Annotated in this window: 17 protein-coding genes; 12 read left to right on the plus strand and 5 right to left on the minus strand. The window is 71.9% G+C overall.

The window, feature by feature from the left end:
* Window positions 1-106: 106 nt before the first annotated feature.
* A complete protein-coding gene (locus CD790_RS07900; RefSeq protein WP_144382313.1) occupies window positions 107-970 on the minus strand; it encodes an SCO6745 family protein in 864 nt (287 codons plus the stop codon).
* 76 nt (window positions 971-1,046) lie between these two features.
* Window positions 1,047-1,805 carry an enoyl-CoA hydratase/isomerase family protein gene (locus CD790_RS07905; protein ID WP_144382314.1) on the minus strand — a complete coding sequence of 253 codons (759 nt, stop codon included), beginning with the start codon at window positions 1,803-1,805 and terminating at the stop codon, window positions 1,047-1,049.
* 280 nt (window positions 1,806-2,085) lie between these two features.
* On the opposite strand from CD790_RS07905, the gene CD790_RS07910 reads away from it, so the two are divergent.
* On the plus strand, window positions 2,086-2,607 hold the full coding sequence (locus CD790_RS07910; protein ID WP_144382315.1) for an ATP-binding protein: 522 nt from the start codon (window positions 2,086-2,088) through the stop codon (window positions 2,605-2,607).
* Here the strand turns inward: CD790_RS07910 and idi are convergent.
* The 3 genes from idi to galE all read right to left on the minus strand — a co-directional run bounded on the left by idi (window position 2,582) and on the right by galE (window position 5,413).
* Window positions 2,582-3,199, minus strand: coding sequence for an isopentenyl-diphosphate Delta-isomerase (idi, locus tag CD790_RS07915; RefSeq protein ID WP_144382316.1), 618 nt, complete (start codon window positions 3,197-3,199; stop codon window positions 2,582-2,584). The two genes, CD790_RS07910 and idi, sit on opposite strands and share 26 nt — an antisense overlap.
* A gap of 115 nt (window positions 3,200-3,314) precedes the next feature.
* On the minus strand, window positions 3,315-4,238 hold the full coding sequence (locus tag CD790_RS07920; protein WP_144382317.1) for a cation diffusion facilitator family transporter: 924 nt from the start codon (window positions 4,236-4,238) through the stop codon (window positions 3,315-3,317).
* A 188-nt stretch (window positions 4,239-4,426) separates the two neighbouring features.
* Window positions 4,427-5,413, minus strand: coding sequence for a UDP-glucose 4-epimerase GalE (gene galE / locus CD790_RS07925; protein WP_144382318.1), 987 nt, complete (start codon window positions 5,411-5,413; stop codon window positions 4,427-4,429).
* A gap of 259 nt (window positions 5,414-5,672) precedes the next feature.
* On the opposite strand from galE, the gene CD790_RS07930 reads away from it, so the two are divergent.
* The 11 genes from CD790_RS07930 (at window position 5,673) to CD790_RS07980 (ending at window position 17,382) form a co-directional block, all read left to right on the plus strand.
* Window positions 5,673-7,478, plus strand: a complete 1,806-nt coding sequence (locus CD790_RS07930; protein WP_144382751.1) for a DUF5941 domain-containing protein — start codon at window positions 5,673-5,675, stop codon at window positions 7,476-7,478.
* On the plus strand, window positions 7,475-8,212 hold the full coding sequence (locus CD790_RS07935) for a sugar phosphate nucleotidyltransferase (protein ID WP_144382319.1): 738 nt from the start codon (window positions 7,475-7,477) through the stop codon (window positions 8,210-8,212). The genes CD790_RS07930 and CD790_RS07935 overlap by 4 nt, the downstream gene beginning before the upstream one ends.
* Window positions 8,200-9,261: an iron-containing alcohol dehydrogenase family protein gene (locus CD790_RS07940; protein WP_144382320.1), complete on the plus strand. Its 1,062-nt coding sequence runs from the start codon at window positions 8,200-8,202 to the stop codon at window positions 9,259-9,261. The genes CD790_RS07935 and CD790_RS07940 overlap by 13 nt, the downstream gene beginning before the upstream one ends.
* Complete coding sequence (locus CD790_RS07945; protein ID WP_144382321.1) at window positions 9,239-10,027, plus strand: CDP-alcohol phosphatidyltransferase family protein; 789 nt, start codon at window positions 9,239-9,241, stop codon at window positions 10,025-10,027. The genes CD790_RS07940 and CD790_RS07945 overlap by 23 nt, the downstream gene beginning before the upstream one ends.
* Window positions 10,028-10,038: 11 nt before the next feature.
* Window positions 10,039-10,920, plus strand: a complete 882-nt coding sequence (locus tag CD790_RS07950; protein WP_144382753.1) for a glycosyltransferase family 2 protein — start codon at window positions 10,039-10,041, stop codon at window positions 10,918-10,920.
* A 79-nt stretch (window positions 10,921-10,999) separates the two neighbouring features.
* Window positions 11,000-11,926, plus strand: a complete 927-nt coding sequence (locus CD790_RS07955) for an ABC transporter permease (RefSeq protein ID WP_144382322.1) — start codon at window positions 11,000-11,002, stop codon at window positions 11,924-11,926.
* Complete coding sequence (locus CD790_RS07960) at window positions 11,919-12,734, plus strand: ABC transporter ATP-binding protein (RefSeq protein ID WP_144382323.1); 816 nt, start codon at window positions 11,919-11,921, stop codon at window positions 12,732-12,734. Before CD790_RS07955 ends, CD790_RS07960 begins: the two co-directional genes overlap by 8 nt.
* A 189-nt stretch (window positions 12,735-12,923) precedes the next feature.
* Window positions 12,924-13,715 carry an IclR family transcriptional regulator gene (locus CD790_RS07965; protein ID WP_144382324.1) on the plus strand — a complete coding sequence of 264 codons (792 nt, stop codon included), beginning with the start codon at window positions 12,924-12,926 and terminating at the stop codon, window positions 13,713-13,715.
* Between the two features lie 195 nt (window positions 13,716-13,910).
* The gene (locus CD790_RS07970) at window positions 13,911-14,192 is read left to right on the plus strand and encodes a response regulator transcription factor (protein ID WP_186318922.1); all 282 of its coding nucleotides are present in this window, start codon (window positions 13,911-13,913) and stop codon (window positions 14,190-14,192) included.
* Between the two features lie 194 nt (window positions 14,193-14,386).
* Complete coding sequence (locus tag CD790_RS07975; protein WP_186318923.1) at window positions 14,387-15,760, plus strand: NAD(P)/FAD-dependent oxidoreductase; 1,374 nt, start codon at window positions 14,387-14,389, stop codon at window positions 15,758-15,760.
* Between the two features lie 74 nt (window positions 15,761-15,834).
* Complete coding sequence (locus CD790_RS07980; RefSeq protein WP_144382327.1) at window positions 15,835-17,382, plus strand: acyltransferase domain-containing protein; 1,548 nt, start codon at window positions 15,835-15,837, stop codon at window positions 17,380-17,382.
* The last annotated feature ends 34 nt before the right edge of the window (window positions 17,383-17,416 follow it).

Below are 17,416 nucleotides of genomic sequence, written 5' to 3' on the forward strand. Positions count from 1 at the left end.
GCTCGGCTTTCTCTCTGCCTGGTTCGTTCACGTCTGCGCTGCGCTCTGCATTGTGGCAGGTGCCACCGCCAGACCCAGCGGCCGCGCCGCCGTCGGCGAGGTCGGGCTAGCGCTTGCCGATCATCCCTTCGGGGAACGCGCCGGCCGCCAGGGCGGTGGCGGTGAAGGCGCCGGCCAGCTCGGTGAGGCGGGCCACGCCGGCCGCGCCCAGGTGCTCGTACGGGCCCTGGTCCAGCCGGTCCGTCTCGTTCTCCAGCTCCTTGCGCAGCTCCGTGCCGGCGTCGGTCAGTTCGCCGTCGGCGTCCAGCAGCCCGCGTGTCCGCAGCCGGTCCTGGGCCGCCGCCCAGTCCTCCGCCGTCCAGCCGCGGCTGCGGAAGATCCAGGCGGGGGTCATGCCGCGGCCGCTGGCGGTGTGGCTGACGAGCGCTTCGACCGGGTCGAGCTCGGCGTCGAGCAGCGTCGTCAGATGGCCGTCGCCGCGGTGTTCGCGCAGCAGCGTGGCGGCGTGCCACAGCGCCAGGTGCGGGGCTTCGGGGACCGGCAGGTCGGCGTGCGCGGCGTAGAGCGGACGGGCGGCGCGGGAGCAGCCCTCGGTGGCCCGCAGCGCCAGCTCGGCCGCCTCGACCATCTCCTTGGAGTCCAGGGCCTCCTCCCCGAGCAGTCGGCGCAGCAGTGAGTCGACGGCGCGCAGCCGGGCGGCCAGCGCGTCCTCCGGGCTCACCACCTGCCAGGCGGCCGGGAGGTGCCGGGCCACCAGTTCGTGGCGGAAGTTGTAGAAGGCGGCGGTGACGACGCCGGCGCCGACCGGGCCCAGGGCGGCGGCGCGGCCGACGAAGTAGGACGCGCCGCGGTCCGCCAGGCCCAGCTCCGTCAGCTCGCGGTGGTAGTCGGGGGCGAAGTAGACGGCGGAGTGCAGCGGGTTGACGACGCCGTGGCAGTGGCGTCCGGCACGCTCGGGCAGTGAGGTCATGCCCGCACGTTACCCGCTGGTAACCTCGCGTGGAAGGGCGGTCCGGCGATGCCGGCGCCCGGCTCGCGCGGTCCGTTCAGTCCGTCGCCGGCGTCCAGGTGAAGCGTGGTTCCCGCCGCTCCAGGAACGCGGCGACCCCCTCGGCCCGTTCGCCGGAGGCGTCCATCCGCCGGGTCCAGTACGCGTGCCGCGCCGGGTCCACCGGGCCGGCGGCGAACTCCTTGGCCGCGGCCTGGGTGAGCTGTGAGCGGGCGGTGAGCACCGCCGTGAACTCGGCGACGCGCTTGTCCAACCCGCCCGCCGGCAGCACCTCGTCCACCAGGCCGGTGCGCAGGGCCCGCTCGGCGTCGATCAGTTCGGCCGAGAACAGCAGGTACTTGGCGGTCGCCGGGCCGACCAGGTCCACCAGGCGCCGGGTGGAGCCGGGGCCGTAGACGATGCCGAGCCTGGCCGGGGTGATGCCGAACCGGGCGTCCTGCTCCGCGAACCGCAGGTCGCAGGCGGCCGCCAGCTGACAGCCGCCGCCCACGCAGTAGCCGCGCACGGCCGCCAGCGTCGGCTTGGGGAAGGCGGCGAGCGCCTCCTCCGCCGCGATGGCCAGCTCCCGCGAGTCCGGGCCGCCCTCGGTCAGCGAGGAGATGTCGGCGCCCGCGCAGAAGGTGTCCCCGGCGCCGGTGAGGACCAGGGCCCGAACGGAGGGGTCGGCGGCGTAGCGGGCCAACAGCCCGGGCAGCTCACGCCACATGGCGGCGGTCATCGCGTTGCGCTTGGCGGGGTTGGCGATGGTGACGGTGGCGACGCCGTCGGCGCATCCGTGCTGCAGGCAGGGCTCCATGCGGCGGATCGTATCCGGGGCTCGGGGTCCGGGTCGGGTGGGTCGCACGCCCGTCCGAGGTTACAGCGCGTCACCATGCCTGCGACGACCGAACAGGGAGGGGGGATGATCCGCTCAGAAGGGGCGAGAAGTAAGGCTGGTTACCGCGTACTCGATCAAAACGCATCGATATGTGCTGACTTCGGTTCAGTGGCCCTGTACGGACCGTGTGATTCCCAACACTCGAGGTGAGTGGTTGAGCGTGCGTGGTTGAGCGGCGGCGGATGGGTGGGTATCGGACATGGAGATCCTGGGGAGCGTCCCACCTGAACAGGGCCAGGCCCCCCCGCCGCGCACGCCGATGGCGTACGAGGGGGTGTGGCGGTTCACCGCCCCGGCCCTGGACTGTTCGGTGCCCCAGGCCCGGCACGCGGTGCGCGACCTGCTGGTCCACCAGCGGGTGCCGGTCACCGAGGAGCTGGTGCAGAACCTGCTGCTGATCGTCTCCGAGCTGGTCACCAACGCGGTGCGGCACGCGGCGTTGCTCTCCCCGGAGATCGCGGTCGAGCTGTCCATCGGGCGGGACTGGGTGCGGGTGGCGGTGGAGGACAACCATCCGTACCGCCCCAAGGCGCTCGAGGCCGACCAGGGGCAGACCGGCGGGCGCGGGCTGCTGCTGGTCCAGGCGATCACCGCCGAGTCGGGCGGCGCCTATGACGTCGAACACACCGCCGGCGGCGGAAAGGCGGTGTGGGCCGCCCTGCCGCTGGCGCCGGCGGTCTCCGTGGCCGTCCGCGCTACCAACCCGCGGCGGGCCCGGTGAGCTCGCGGATCACCGGCCGGGCGGCGTCCAGCACGGTCGGGAACCAGGCGGAGAACGGGCCCTGCTCGCGCAACCGCGCCAGCTCCCCGGGTGTCACATAGGCGATCTCCCCGACCTCCTCCGGATCCGGTGCCGGCTCGGCCCGCACCAGCCCGGCGAAGAGGTGGTTGAACTCCTGCTCGACCAGCCCGGAGGCCGGGTCCGGGTGGTTGTAGCGGACCGTGCCCGCCTCCCGCAGCACCGTGGGCGCCACCCCCAGCTCCTCGGCGGTGCGCCGGGCCGCGGCGACGAAGGGCGGCTCACCGGGGTAGGGGTGCCCGCAGCAGGTGTTGGACCACACACCGGGGGAGTGGTACTTGCCCAGGGCCCGGCGCTGGAGCAGCAGCCGGCCGCGGTCGTCGAAGAGGAAGACGGAGAAGGCGCGGTGCAGCCGGCCGGGCGGCAGATGGGCGGCGAGCTTCTCCGCGGTGCCGATCGTGGCGCCGTCCTCGTCGACCAGTTCCAGCATGATCGGATCGCTGGCGCCCGCGGGCGCGGCAGCCGTGCTGTGCGGCGTGTCAGTGGAGCGGCCGTTGGCGGGTGTGATCGGCATTGACCATCCTCGTAGTCGATCCGGAGCCTTCAGAGTCTCTCGTACCTCTGCCCATTCATCTGTGCCCTCTCCTGCGGTTTCGTCACAGTCAAACGCCGGACATGGCAAACGTTTGTCAGTGGCAGAGCCGGGACTCGTGCGCGGCGTGACCCACCGGCTCCAGCTGGAAGGTGCAGTGGGTGACGTCGAAGTGGCCGCCGAGACAGTCCTGAAGGTCGTGCAGCATCCGCTCGTGCCCCACCACGTCCAGCACCTCCCGACTGACCACCACATGCGCGGAGAGCACCGGCATCCCCGACGTGATGGTCCACACATGCAGGTCGTGCAGGCCGGCCACGCCGTCCAGGGCGAGGATGTGGTCCCGCACCTCCGCCAGGTCGACGTCCCGCGGCGCCCCCTCCAACAGCACGTTCAGCGTCTCCCGCAGCAGCCGCCAGGTGCGCGGGACGATCATCAGGGCGATGGCGACGGAGGCCACCGGGTCGGCCGCCGGCCAGCCGGTGGCGAGGACGACCCCGGCGGAGACCAGCACCGCCACCGAGCCCAGGGCGTCCGCCAGCACCTCCAGGAAGGCGCCGCGGACGTTGAGGCTCTCGCCCTGGCCGGGCAGCAGCAGCGCCAGCGACACGAGGTTCGCGGCCAGGCCGACCAGGGCGAAGACGATGGTGAGCCCGCTGTCGATCTCCGTCGGGCTGATGAACCGGCGCACCGCCTCGTAGAGGATGTAGCCGCCCACCCCGAACAACAGCAGACAGTTGGCGAGCGCGGCCAGGATCTCGGCGCGGGCGTAGCCGTAGGTGCGGCGGGCGCTCGGCGGGCGCGCCGCGACGTGGATCGCCAGCAGCGCCATCGCCAGGCCCAGGGCGTCCGTCGCCATGTGCCCGGCGTCGGCCAGCAGTGCCAGGGAGCCCGAGAGCAGCCCGCCGGCGATCTCCACGACCATCACCGAGATCGTGATCGCCAGGGCGCAGCGCAGCCGCCAGCGGTGCGTCGTCGCGGCCGTGACCGCGCCGCCGCCGTGACCGTGGCCCGCGCCCATCCGGCTCCCTCTCCCCGGTAGCCACCGGCGCCGAGGGCCCCTGCGGCCCCTCGACCAGGTGAGGCGTCACCCTTCCGCCACGGTACGTCACCCACCGGCCCCGCGCCGGTCGACCCGGCCCCGCCCGCCGCCCGTCGAGTCGCAGGGCCTCCGCTCCGCCCCGAGGTTCCGCCGTTACCCGTGGCGGGTCATCCGTGACGGGCCTCGGGGTGGCGGAGGCACCAGCCCTCCCAGGCCGACTCGACCATGGCCCGCACCTCGTGCCGGGGGGTCCAGTCCAGCTCCTTGGCGATCCGCTCGGCGCAGCCCACGACCCGGGCCGGGTCGCCCGCGCGGCGCGGCTCGACCAGCGGGGCCGGCTCGCGGTGGCCGGTGACCTCGGCGATCAGGTCGGCCATCTCGCGCACCGAGACGCCCTGGCCGGTGCCGACGTTCACCGTCAGATCGCCCGCGTCGGGGCGCTCGGCGAGCCGGCGGGCCACCGCGAGGTGGGCCGCGGCCAGGTCCTCCACATGGATGTAGTCGCGGACGCAGGTGCCGTCCGGGGTGGGGTAGTCGTCGCCGAAGATCCGCGGGGACTCGCCCCGGGTGAGGCGCTCGAACATCATCGGCACGATGTTGTAGACCCCGGTGTCCGCCAGCTCCGGGCGGGCGGCCCCGGCCACGTTGAAGTAGCGCAGACAGGCCGTGGAGATGCCGTGCGCGGCGCCGGTGGCCCGCACCAGCCACTCACCGGCCAGCTTGGTCTCGCCGTAGGGGTTCATCGGCAGGCACGGGGTGTCCTCGGTGACCAGGTCCACATCCGGCATCCCGTAGACGGCCGCCGAGGAGGAGAAGACGAAGCTGTCGACGCCCGCCGCGACCGCCTCCTCCAGCAGCACGGTCAGCCCGTGGACGTTCTCGTGGTAGTACCGCAGCGGCTGCTCGACGGACTCCCCGACCTGCTTGAGCGCGGCCAGGTGCACCACCCCCGTCACCCCCAGCTCCGCGAGGGTCCGGCGCACCAGCTCACGGTCGAGGACCGAGCCGTGCACCAGGGGCACGTCCCGCGGCAGCCGATCGGCCAGGCCGCTGCTCAGGTTGTCGAGCACGGCGACCCGCTCCCCGGCCTCCGCCATGACCCCTACTACATGCGCCCCGATATATCCGGCACCACCCGTGATCAGCCATGTCATGACGGCACCCTACCCAGAGCGGAGGAGCGGCTGCCGTTTGATGGGGAAGCCGGTATCCACCATGATGATCGCGGCAGACATAGCCGTCGCTCACCCGATCGGGCGGTGAATGTGCGGTGAACGGGTGCTTCGACGTATCCGATAGCCTCTGCCGACGTGCCGCACCCGCCCGACGTCGGGCCCAAGCGGGCACCACCCGCTGCCCGGACGCCGTGGAACCGGCGGGGCCGCCCCGTCCAGTCGCCAAGGAGTGAGTCGTCTGTCGACCGCCATTCTCACCGGTCCGCCGGTCGTCGGCTCGTCCCTCGGGGACGAGCTGCGGTCGCTGGGGTTCGACGTGCGTATGGCGGCTGACGCCGCCGGTCTGGCGACGGAGCTGGCCGCCGTCCCGGCGGGCGAGCGCGTCGCCGTCGTCGACACCCGCTTCGTGGGCCACGCGCACGCCCTGCGGCTCGCCCTGACCGACCCCCGCTTCACCGCGGGCGCGGTCCCGGGCGCGATGACCGTGCAGCCGGAGGCGCGCAGCGAGCTCGCCGGGGTGGTCGGCACGCGGTCCGCGGGGCGGAACGCACCACCGGACGTGTTGCCCGACCTGCTGGTCGACGATCTGCTCGCCGCGGGCGTCGACGTGCACCGCCCCGAGCTCGGGGTGCTGGTCGCGGGGGTGCCGGTCGCCCCGGAGGAGCGGGCGCAGGCGCGCGCCGCCGTCGACCGCGTCGACGACGAAGAGGTCCGGCTGCGCAGCGCCGTGAAGTCGCGGGACGGCTTCTTCACCACCTTCTTCATCAGCCCGTACTCGCGCTACATCGCCCGCTGGTGCGCCCGCCGCGGCCTCACGCCCAACCACGTCACCACCGCCTCGCTGCTCACCGCGCTGATCGCGGCGGGCTGCGCGGCCACCGGCACCCGGCCCGGCTTCATCGCCGCCGGCGCGCTGCTGATCTTCTCCTTCGTGCTGGACTGCGCCGACGGCCAGCTGGCCCGCTACTCCCTGCAGTACTCCACGCTGGGCGCCTGGCTGGACGCCACCTTCGACCGGGCCAAGGAGTACGCGTACTACGCCGGCCTGGCGCTGGGCGCCGCCAACAGCGGCGGCGGTGACGACGTCTGGGCGCTGGCGCTGGCCGCGATGGTGCTCCAGACCTGCCGGCATGTGGTGGATTTCTCCTTCAACGAGGCCAACCACGACGCCACCGGCAACACCAGCCCCACCGCCGCGCTCTCCGACCGACTGGACAGCGTCGGCTGGACCGTCTGGGCCCGGCGCATGATCGTGCTGCCGATCGGCGAGCGCTGGGCGATGATCGCCGTCCTCACCGCGCTCACCACGCCGCGCATCGTCTTCTACGCCCTGCTGATCGGCTGCTCGTTCGCCGCCTGCTACACCACCGCCGGCCGGGTGCTGCGCTCGCTGACCCGCAGGGCGCGGCGGACCGACCGGGCCGCGCGGGCGCTGGCGGACCTGGCCGACACCGGGCCGCTGGCGGAGCTGGTGGCCAAGGGCGCCGGCCGCCGGATCGGGCTGGGGACCTACGGCCCGCTGCTGTGGGCGGCGGCCGCGACGGGCGTGCTGCTGGCGGGGGTGGCCCTGCCGGCGTACGGCGGCTGGGCCCCGGTGGGCGCGGCCGCGGTCTACGCCCTGCTGGCCGGTCTCGCGGTCGGCCGGCCGCTGAAGGGCCCGCTGGACTGGCTGGTCCCGCCGCTGTTCCGGGTGGCGGAGTACACCGCGGTGCTCATCCTGGCGGCTCGCAGCGAGGTGAACGGAGCCTTGCCCGCGGCTTTCGGGCTGGTGGCCGCCGTCGCCTACCATCACTACGACACGGTGTACCGCATCCGCGGTGGCACCGGCGCGCCGCCGCACTGGCTGGTGCGGATCACCGGGGGGCACGAGGGGCGGAGCCTGGCTGTCACGGCCGCCGCCGCCGTGTGGCATGACCAAGGTTTCACCATCGCGCTGACGGCCCTCGCGGGGGCCCTGGCGCTGGCGGTGCTCATCGAGAGCATCCGCTTCTGGGTGTCCTCCGGAGCACCCGCTGTACACGACGAAACAGGAGAACCCGCATGATCGGCCTCGTGCTGGCCGCCGGCGCCGGACGGCGTCTGCGCCCCTACACCGACACCCTGCCCAAGGCCCTGGTGCCCGTGGACGGCGACACCACCGTCCTCGACCTGACCCTGGGCAACTTCGCCGAGGTGGGACTGACCGAGGTCGCGATCGTCGTCGGTTACCGCAAGGAGGCCGTGTACGAGCGCAAGGCGGCGCTTGAGCAGAAGTACGGCCTGAAGATCACCCTGATCGACAACGACAAGGCCGAGGAGTGGAACAACGCCTACTCCCTGTGGTGCGCCCGTGACGAGATCAAGCACAGCGTGATCCTCGCCAACGGCGACACCGTGCACCCGGTCTCCGTCGAGAAGACCCTGCTCGCCGCCCGCGGCAACGGCCAGAAGATCATCCTCGCCCTCGACACGGTGAAGCAGCTCGCCGACGAGGAGATGAAGGTCATCGTGGACCCGGAGAAGGGCGTCCAGCGGATCACCAAGCTGATGGACCCGTCCGAGGCCACCGGCGAGTACATCGGCGTCACCCTCATCGAGGGCGAGGCCGCCGAGGAGCTGGGCGACGCGCTGCGCGCCACCTTCGAGCGCGACCCCGACCTGTACTACGAGGACGGCTACCAGGAGCTGGTCAACCGCGGCTTCAAGGTCGACGTGGCCCCGATCGGCGAGGTGCGCTGGGTCGAGATCGACAACCACGACGACCTCGCGAAGGGCCGTGAGATCGCGTGCCAGTACTGACCCGACTCATCCCCTCGCCGGTCGTCGTCGACATCCGTCCCGGCGCGCTGGATGATCTCGCGGGGGTCCTGGCCGACCAGCGGATCTCCGCATCGGGCAAGCTGGCCATCGCGATCAGCGGTGGTTCCGGGGCGGCGCTGCGCGAGCGGCTCGCCCCGGCCCTTCCGGGCGCCAGCTGGTACGAGGTCGGCGGCGGCACCCTGGACGACGCGATCAAGCTCGCCGACGCGATGAAGTCCGGGCACTACGACGCGGTCGTGGGCCTGGGCGGCGGCAAGATCATCGACTGTGCGAAGTTCGCCGCCGCGCGCATCGGGCTGCCGCTGGTCGCGGTGGCCACCAACCTGTCGCACGACGGGCTGTGCTCGCCGGTCGCCACCCTGGACAACGACGCGGGCCGCGGCTCCTACGGGGTCCCGAACCCGATCGCCGTCGTCATCGACCTCGACATCATCCGCGAGGCCCCGGTGCGGTTCGTCCGCTCCGGCATCGGCGACGCGCTGTCCAACATCTCCGCCGTCGCCGACTGGGAGCTGTCCCACCGGGAGACCGGAGAGGGCATCGACGGGCTGGCCGCCGCCATGGCCCGGCAGGCCGGCGAGGCCGTGCTGCGCCACCCCGGCGGCGTGGGCGACGACGACTTCCTCCAGGTGCTGGCCGAGGGCCTGGTCCTCACCGGCATCTCGATGTCGGTGGCCGGCGACAGCCGCCCGGCCTCCGGCGCCTGCCACGAGATCAACCACGCCTTCGACCTGCTCTTCCCGAAGCGCGCGGCCAGCCACGGCGAGCAGTGCGGCCTCGGCGCCGCCTTCGCCATGCACCTGCGCGGCGCCCACGAGGACGCCGGCTTCATGGCGGAGGTCCTGCGCCGTCACGGGCTGCCGGTGCTGCCCTCCGAGATCGGCTTCACCGCGGAGGAGTTCGCGCAGGTGGTGGAGTTCGCCCCGAAGACCCGTCCGGGCCGCTACACGATCCTGGAACACCTCGACCTGTCCACCGACCAGATCAGGGACGCATTCGCCGACTATGCAAAAGCCATCGGTAGCTGAGCTCCGCCCGGTCGTCCACCCCCCGGGGGTCAAGGACCGACGCAGCGGTGAGCACTGGGCCGGCCGGCTCTACATGCGCGAGGTCTCGCTGCGCATCGACCGGCACCTGGTGAACACCCGGGTCACGGCCAATCAGCTGACCTACCTGATGACCGTCGCCGGTGTCCTCGCCGCCCCGGCCCTGCTGGTGCCGGGGATCTGGGGCGCCGTGCTCGGCGTGGTGGCGGTCCAGCTCTACCTGCTGCTCGACTGCGTCGACGGCGAGATCGCCCGGTGGAAGAAGCAGTTCTCGCTCAGCGGGGTCTACCTGGACCGGGTGGCCGCCTACCTGTGCGACGCCGCGGTCCTCGTCGGCCTGGGCCTGCGCGCCGCCGACCTGTGGGGGGAGGGAACCACCGACGGACCGGAGTGGCTGTGGGCGTTCCTCGGCACCCTCGCCGCGCTCGGCGCCATCCTGATCAAGGCCGAGACCGACCTCGTCGGCGTCGCCCGGCACCAGGGCGGACTGCCGCCGGTCAAGGAGGCGGCGTCCGAGCCGCGTTCCTCGGGCATGGCGCTGGCCCGCAAGGCGGCCGCGGCGCTGAAGTTCCACCGACTGGTCCTCGGGGTCGAGGCGTCCCTGCTCATCCTGTTCGTGGCGATTCTCGACGCGGCCCGGGGCGACCTCTTCTTCACCCGGCTCAGCGTGGCCGTGCTGGCCGGCATCGCCCTGCTGCAAACCGTGCTTCACCTCGTGTCCATCCTCGCGTCGAGCAGGCTCAAGTGAGCGCCCCTACGATGCGGCTCGGCGCGGTTGTCCTGACCATGGGCAACCGCCCCGAAGAGCTGCGTGCGCTGCTCGACTCCGTCGCCAAGCAGAACGGCGACCCGATCGAGGTCGTGGTCGTCGGAAACGGTTCTCCGCTGCCTGAGCTGGCGGTGTCGGGGCTGACGATCCGTACCGTCGAGCTGCCCGAGAACGTGGGCATCCCGGCGGGCCGCAACGTCGGCATAGAGGCGTTCGGCCCCGGTGGTCGCGACGTCGATGTGCTGCTGTTCCTCGACGACGACGGGCTGCTGCCCAACACCGACACCGCCGAGCTGTGCCGGCAGGCGTTCGCCGCCGACCCGGCACTCGGCATCATCAGCTTCCGTATCGCGGACCCGGAGACCGGCACCACCCAGCGCCGGCACGTGCCGCGGCTGCGGGCCGCCGACCCGATGCGCTCCTCGCGCGTCACCACCTTCCTCGGCGGTGCCAACGCCGTGCGCACCGAGGTCTTCGAGCAGGTGGGAGGGCTTCCGGACGACTTCTTCTACGCGCATGAGGAGACGGACCTGGCCTGGCGGGCGCTGGACGCCGGTTGGATGATCGATTACCGGTCGGACATGGTGCTGCACCACCCGGCCACCGCGCCCAGCCGGCACGCGGTCTACCACCGGATGGTGGCCCGGAACCGGGTCTGGCTGGCCCGGCGCAACCTCCCGGCCCCGCTGGTGCCCGTGTACCTGGGCGTGTGGATGCTGCTCACGCTGGTCCGCAAGCCCTCGGGGGCGGCGCTCCGGGCGTGGTTCGGCGGTTTCCGGGAAGGCTGGAAGACTCCGTGCGGGCCCCGCCGGCCCATGAAGTGGCGTACGGTATGGCGCCTGACCCGACTGGGCCGACCTCCTGTCATCTGAACAAGCTCGGATCTGAGAGCATCGGGCGCGATCCGGGGCGCGGCCCCGGCAGCGCACCCCGAGGACGAAAGTGTCTACTGTGAGCGAGACAACGCACGAGCGTGCGGTCGTGAGTGCCCCGCCATCACCTGATGACGGCCTCACCCCCGGCCAACTGGCGGCCAAGTACGGCCTGTCGGTCAGCGGTGCCCGGGTGGGGCTGGCGGAGTACCTCCGCCAGCTGTGGGGCCGGCGCTTCTTCATCCTTGCCTTCTCGCAGGCCAAGCTCACCGCGCAGTACAGCCAGGCCAAGCTGGGCCAGCTGTGGCAGGTGGCGACCCCGCTGCTGAACGCGCTGGTCTACTACCTGATCTTCGGCCTGATCCTCAACGCCGACCGTGGCCTGGAGAAGGACGTCTACATCCCGTTCCTGGTGACGGGCGTCTTCGTCTTCACCTTCACCCAGAGCTCGGTGATGGCGGGCGTCCGCGCGATCTCCGGCAACCTGGGGCTGGTGCGGGCGCTGCACTTCCCGCGGGCGTCGCTGCCCATCTCGTTCTCCCTCCAGCAGCTCCAGCAGCTGCTGTTCTCGATGATCGTGATGGTGGTCGTCGCGGTCGGCTTCGGCAGCTACCCGACGCTGTCCTGGCTGCTGATGGTGCCCGTGCTGGCGCTCCAGTTCGTCTTCAACACCGGTCTGGCGATGATCATGGCCCGGCTGGGCTCCAAGACGCCGGACCTGGCCCAGCTGATGCCGTTCATCATGCGCACCTGGATGTACGCCTCGGGCGTGATGTTCAGCATCCCGCACATGCTGAAGGACAAGCCGGACTGGATCGCCCCCGTGCTCCAGTGGAACCCCGCCGCGATCTTCATGGACCTGATGCGGTTCGCGCTGATCGACGGGTACGGCTCCACGAATCTGCCGCCGCACGTGTGGCTGGCCGCCACGGGCTGGGCGCTGCTGTTCGGCATCGGCGGCTTCATCTACTTCTGGAAGGCGGAGGAGGAGTACGGCCGTGGCTGAGCAGAAGAACGCCGAACAGAACCGGAATCTGGCCGCCGCCTCCGGTGGTGCCCGCGTGCCCACCGTCATCGCCGATGACGTGCACATCATCTACAAGGTCAACGGCGGGGGCCGGGGCCGGGGAAGCGCGACCGCCGCGCTCAACCGCATCGTCCGCCGGAAGGACGCGCCGGGCATCCGTGAGGTGCACGCGGTGCGCGGCGTGACCTTCGTCGCCTACCGCGGTGAGTCGATCGGCCTGATCGGCTCCAACGGCTCCGGCAAGTCCACGCTGCTGAAGGCGGTCGCCGGGCTGCTGCCGACCGCGCGCGGCAAGGTCTACACCGACGGCCAGCCCTCGCTGCTGGGCGTGAACGCGGCGCTGATGAACGACCTGACCGGTGAGCGCAACGTGATGCTCGGCGGGCTCGCCATGGGCATGTCGCGAGAGCAGATCCGCGAGCGGTACCAGCAGATCGTCGACTTCTCGGGCATCAACGAGAAGGGCGACTTCATCACGCTGCCCATGCGCACCTACTCCTCCGGCATGGCCGCCCGGCTGCGGTTCTCCATCGCCGCCGCCAAGGACCACGACGTCCTCATGATCGACGAGGCGCTGGCCACCGGCGACCGCGCCTTCCAGCGGCGTTCCGAGGCCCGCATCCGCGAGCTGCGCAAGGAGGCCGGCACCGTCTTCCTGGTCAGCCACAACAACAAGTCGATCCGGGACACATGTGACCGGGTGCTGTGGCTGGAGAAGGGCGAGCTGCTGATGGACGGGCCGACCGACGAGGTCATCAAGGCATACGAGAAGGAGACCGGGAAATAGCGGTCGCAGTTTCCTGCCACTTTCCTGGTTCGACCATGAACGACGAGGCCCCGCCGGAGTTCCCGGCGGGGCCTTCGTCGTCAACAACCTGCCATGCTGGAATCCGCCCCTTGGCAGCCGCGTTGACCTGCCTGGATGTGATCAGAAGACCAGTGTCGAGATCGGCGCGCGGGCAGGGGGCCGGGGCGGGTGGTCAGTAGAGGTGCGGTCGGCGGAACCGGGCACGCGGAGCGTGTCTTCCGCGTCCAGCGGGCGTTCACCTGGCTGCGGGGGCGGGCGCACGGCCCCGGGGAGCTGGCTCGGGCGACTGGTCTGGACGACTCGACGGTCTACCGCATCCTGCGCTCCGGGGTGGGCGAGGGCGCCTTCGTCCAGGAGGGGCGGGGGCTCTACCGCCTGGGCTCGACCACTCCACACCTGGCCCTGAAGGCGCTGGCCCACGCGCCCGTCCGGGACGCCTGCCACGCGGCGTTGGAGGACCTGCGCGAGGCCACCGAGGGCGGTCTGGCCTTCCTCTATCTCCTGGCGCCGTTCGGCGGCGCCGGGCGACAGTGTGTGGACATGGCGGTCGGCGACTCCGACCTGACGGAGCTCGGCCTGTCGCCGCGGGCCCTGCTGGCCGTCTCGCAGTCGCTGCGGGTGGGCGCGGCCGGCCGGGCCATCCTGGCCCATCTTCCGGAGGCCATCCGGGAGGCGGTGCTGGAGCAGCCCGTGCCGCCGGAGGCCGGCCCCGGCGCCCACCGGGACGACGTCGAGCTGCTGGCGTCCCTGAAGCCGATCCGGGAGCAGGGGTACGCCCTGGAGCGTGAGGAGAGCGCGGCCGGTTGGCACGGATGCGCCGCCCCGGTCCACGCGGATGAGCTGATCATGGGCTCGGTGCTGCTGCTGAAGCCGGCCCACGCGCTGCCCGCGGAGATTTCGCGGGATGTGATCGCAGCCACTCGGCGCGCCGCTGACGGAATCAGAATAAATTCTCGTTAACGGTGTGAATACCTGGCCTTCTCCGGAGCGCTCCGCAGGCATTTCTCACCTCGCGAGAAAGTTCGAAAGCTTGACCGAGTGGGGGCCGCGCGACTAATAATCGGTACACAAACCGGCGGGTGAACCGGATCATTGCGGGGTACCCGATGGAATGCGATGCAAGGGGGAAGCGCTGTGGTGACGCGGCTGTCAGTGATGTCGACAATGGATCTCCCCGAGCCGACCTGGTCGCGTGAGCTGCGCCGGGTCCGGCTCCTGTCCGCTCGCGAGGCCGAGACCTTCGCGCTGCTCGGCGCCGGCTGGTCCAATCGCAGCATCTCGGTGCGGATGCAGGTGACCGAGCGCACAGTCAAGGCACATGTGGCCCGAATACTTGAGAAACTGCAGGTGGAGTCGCGTTTGCAGGCGGGCCTCGTCGCCCTCAGCTACCGGCACCTGAACGAAAGTACAGTGTCCTCGGAGAAGAAGGCCGGATAGCGTTACTCATGCCGCCCCCGCCGAGTATGCGTCGCATAGTGTGGGCCGTTCTTCTCATCCGTAAGCCATGCGGGCGATGAGCATCGTCGATGTCGCGATGCCGGAATCGCCTCCGTCATGCTGCCATCTTTCCAAGTGCGAAATTGCCGATCCGGTCGACCGTGCGCGGGCGCCGACCGGACATGGGGGTCGCGATGTACGACGTCATTGTTGTGGGCGCACGAGTCAGCGGTGCGGCGACGGCGATGCTGTTATCGAAGGCGGGCCACCGGGTTCTGCTGCTTGACCGGGCAAAATTCCCCGGAGGCAAGGCGGCGGCGACCAATCTGATCCATCCGCCGGGAATTCTCAGACTGCGGCGCTGGGGCCTCTTGGACGCGGTCCGGGCCACCGGCTGCCCGCCCATCCACTCCTACGGACTGCAGAGCGGTCCGGTCGCCCTGATGGCCAGGCTTCCCGCCGTCGACGGCGTCGCCGAGGCGTACTCGCCGGAGCGCGAGAAGCTCGACGAGATCCTGCTGGAGGGCGCGGTCGCGGCCGGGGCGGAGCTGCGGGAGCAGGTCGCGCTGCGCGAGCTGCTCACCGACGACCACGGCACCGTCATCGGCGTCCGGGCCGAGACCGAGGACCGCACCCCCGTCGTCGCACACGCCCGACTGGTGGTCGGCGCCGACGGCGCCAACTCCACCGTCGCCCGACTGGTGGGCGCCGAGAAGTACGACACCTCCCCGGTGCTCAACAAGAGCCACTGGTCCTACTGGGCGGGGCTGCCGCACGACGGCAGGGTGCGCACCTACCGCCACAACCACAAACACGCCTTCACCTGGCCCACCCACGACGGCCTGACCATCGTGGGCGTGGCGCTGCCGGTCAAGGACTTCCAGGCGGCCCCCGACGAGGAGCGCGACAAGACCGTCATCGCCGCCTTCGACGAGGTCGACCCCGACTTCGCGGCCCGGCTCCGGGAGACCGAGCGGGTCGACCGGTGGATGACCGGTGCGGTGCCCAACTTCCTGCGCCGCTCCCACGGCCGCGGCTGGGCCTTGGTCGGCGACGCCGGCTACACCCGCGACCCGATCACCGCCGCCGGCATCACCGACGCGCTGCGCGGGGCCGAACTGCTCGCCGAGGCCGTCGAGCCGGCGCTGTCCGGCGACCGCGACCTGAACCAGGCGCTGGCCGGCTACGCCCGCCGGCGCGACGCGCTGGTGCGCGGCCACTACCGGTACACCCGCGACCACGCGATGATCGCCGACCACAACCGCGAGGAGCTCGAGATCATCCGGGCGATGACGCGCAGCCCGGAGCACGGCTCCGGCATGGTCGGCATGTTCGCCACCATCGTGCCGCCCGCGGAGTTCTACGCCCCGGCCAACATCCACGCGCTCTTCGACCACGTCGCGCCGGGCGGCGACCCCGGCTGGAAGATCCGGATGGTCAAGTGGCTGGTCCGCGGCGCCCCCCGGCACCTGCCGCCGGTGACCCGGCTCGCCGACCGGCTGATCGCCGCGAACCTCGGCTCCATGGGGACCTACCTGCTCGGCGGCTCCGCAGGCCGGACGGCCTGAGCGCCCGCCGGATCCCGGCCCCCTTCCCACCCCCTTCCCTTCCCGACCCCAACCCCCATGACGGAGGTATCGGCATGTCTCCCAGCTCTTCCGCCGGCTTCACCACCGCGTTCCTCTTCCCCGGCCAGGGCGGCTTCGACGGCGAGGCGCTGCGCCGGGCCAGGACCCGCCACCCGCAGGTCCGTCGGGTCTTCGAACGCATCGACACGGTGACCGAGGAGCTCTACTCGCGCCGCGTCAGCGAGTTGCTCTTCGGTGACCGCAAGGCCGACCTGCGCGACCTGCTGGACAGCGACCCCTGGGCCTCCCAGATCGCCATCTACGGCGCGGGCCTGGCCGCCCACGAGATCCTCACCGCGCACGGCGCCGCCCCGGACGTGCTGGCCGGACACAGCCTCGGCGAGATCACCGCCCTGGTGGCGGCCGGGGCGTTCTCCGTCGAGGACGGGGTGCGCATCGTCGCCCAGCGGGTCGCCGTGATCGAGCGGCAGAGCGGCATCGACGGCCGCATGGTGGCGCTGTCCGCGAGCGCGGAGCGCACCGGCAAGCTGTTGGAGCTCATCGACGAGCCGCTGCTCGCCGTGGCCACCGAGAACCACGACGAGCAGACCGTGGTCAGCGGCCCGGCCGGGGTGCTGGACCGCGTGGTGGCCATCGCCGGGCAGCTGGGCGTGAACGCCATCGAGATCGACACCCCGTTCCCCTTCCACACCCCCGCGCTGGCCCCGGCCGCTCCGGAGTTCGCCGCGTACGTGCGGAAGTTGGACCAGCACCCGCTGGCCCGCCCGGTCTACTCGCCGATCCTTCAGCGCTACTACGAGCCGGGTGACGCGCTGGCCGACCTGCTGGCGGAGCACTTCACCCGGCCGGTCCGGTTCGCCGCCGCCGTGCGGCAGCTGCGGGACACGGGCGTCAGCGTCTTCGTCGAGGCCGGCGGCCGCGCCGCGCTCGCCAAGCTGGTCGGCCGGCTCACCTCCGGGGCCCCGGTGCGGGCCCTGCCCACGCTGGCGGTGCTCGGTGGCCGGCTCGCGCTCGACCAGACCCTGGACACCCTGCGCGAGGCGGGCCTCGCCGACCACGACCACGGCGGCGGACTCGCCGAGCTGCTCGCCCCGGCGGTGCCCGCCGAGGTCTTCGCGGCCTACTGGAGCGAGCGCGGCGAGATGGTCCTGGAGCTGGTCCGCGGCGAGCTGGACGCCTTCCGCAAGGCGCACGACGCGGCGGCCGCGGAGCCGGCCACCGCCTCCCCTGAGGCGCCCGCCCCGGCGCCGGCCGCGGCCCAGCCGGCGGACGGCGCCCCGGCGGCCGCCGAGCCGACGGACGGCGCCTCCTACGACCGCTCCCGGCTCTTCGACGAGCTGCGGGCGCTGTACGCCGAGGCGCTGGAGTACCCCGAGGACGTCTTCGAGGACGAGGTGCAGCTGGAGGCGGAGCTCGGGGTCGACTCGGTCAAGCAGGTCGAACTGCTCTCCCGGGTCTCGGACCGCTACGGGCTGCCGCCGCGCGACTCCGGCTTCCGGCTGGCCACCTACAACACCATGGGCCGGATCACCGACTTCGTGCTGGAGCAGCTGAACGCGCGGGGCGACCGCGCCGCGGTGTCCGCCTCGGCCGCCGGCTGACGGCCACTCCAACCCCCTCCCGTTTCGAAGTGTT

This window comes from Streptomyces sp. SAJ15, assembly GCF_007595705.1.
Taxonomy (GTDB): domain Bacteria; phylum Actinomycetota; class Actinomycetes; order Streptomycetales; family Streptomycetaceae; genus Streptomyces.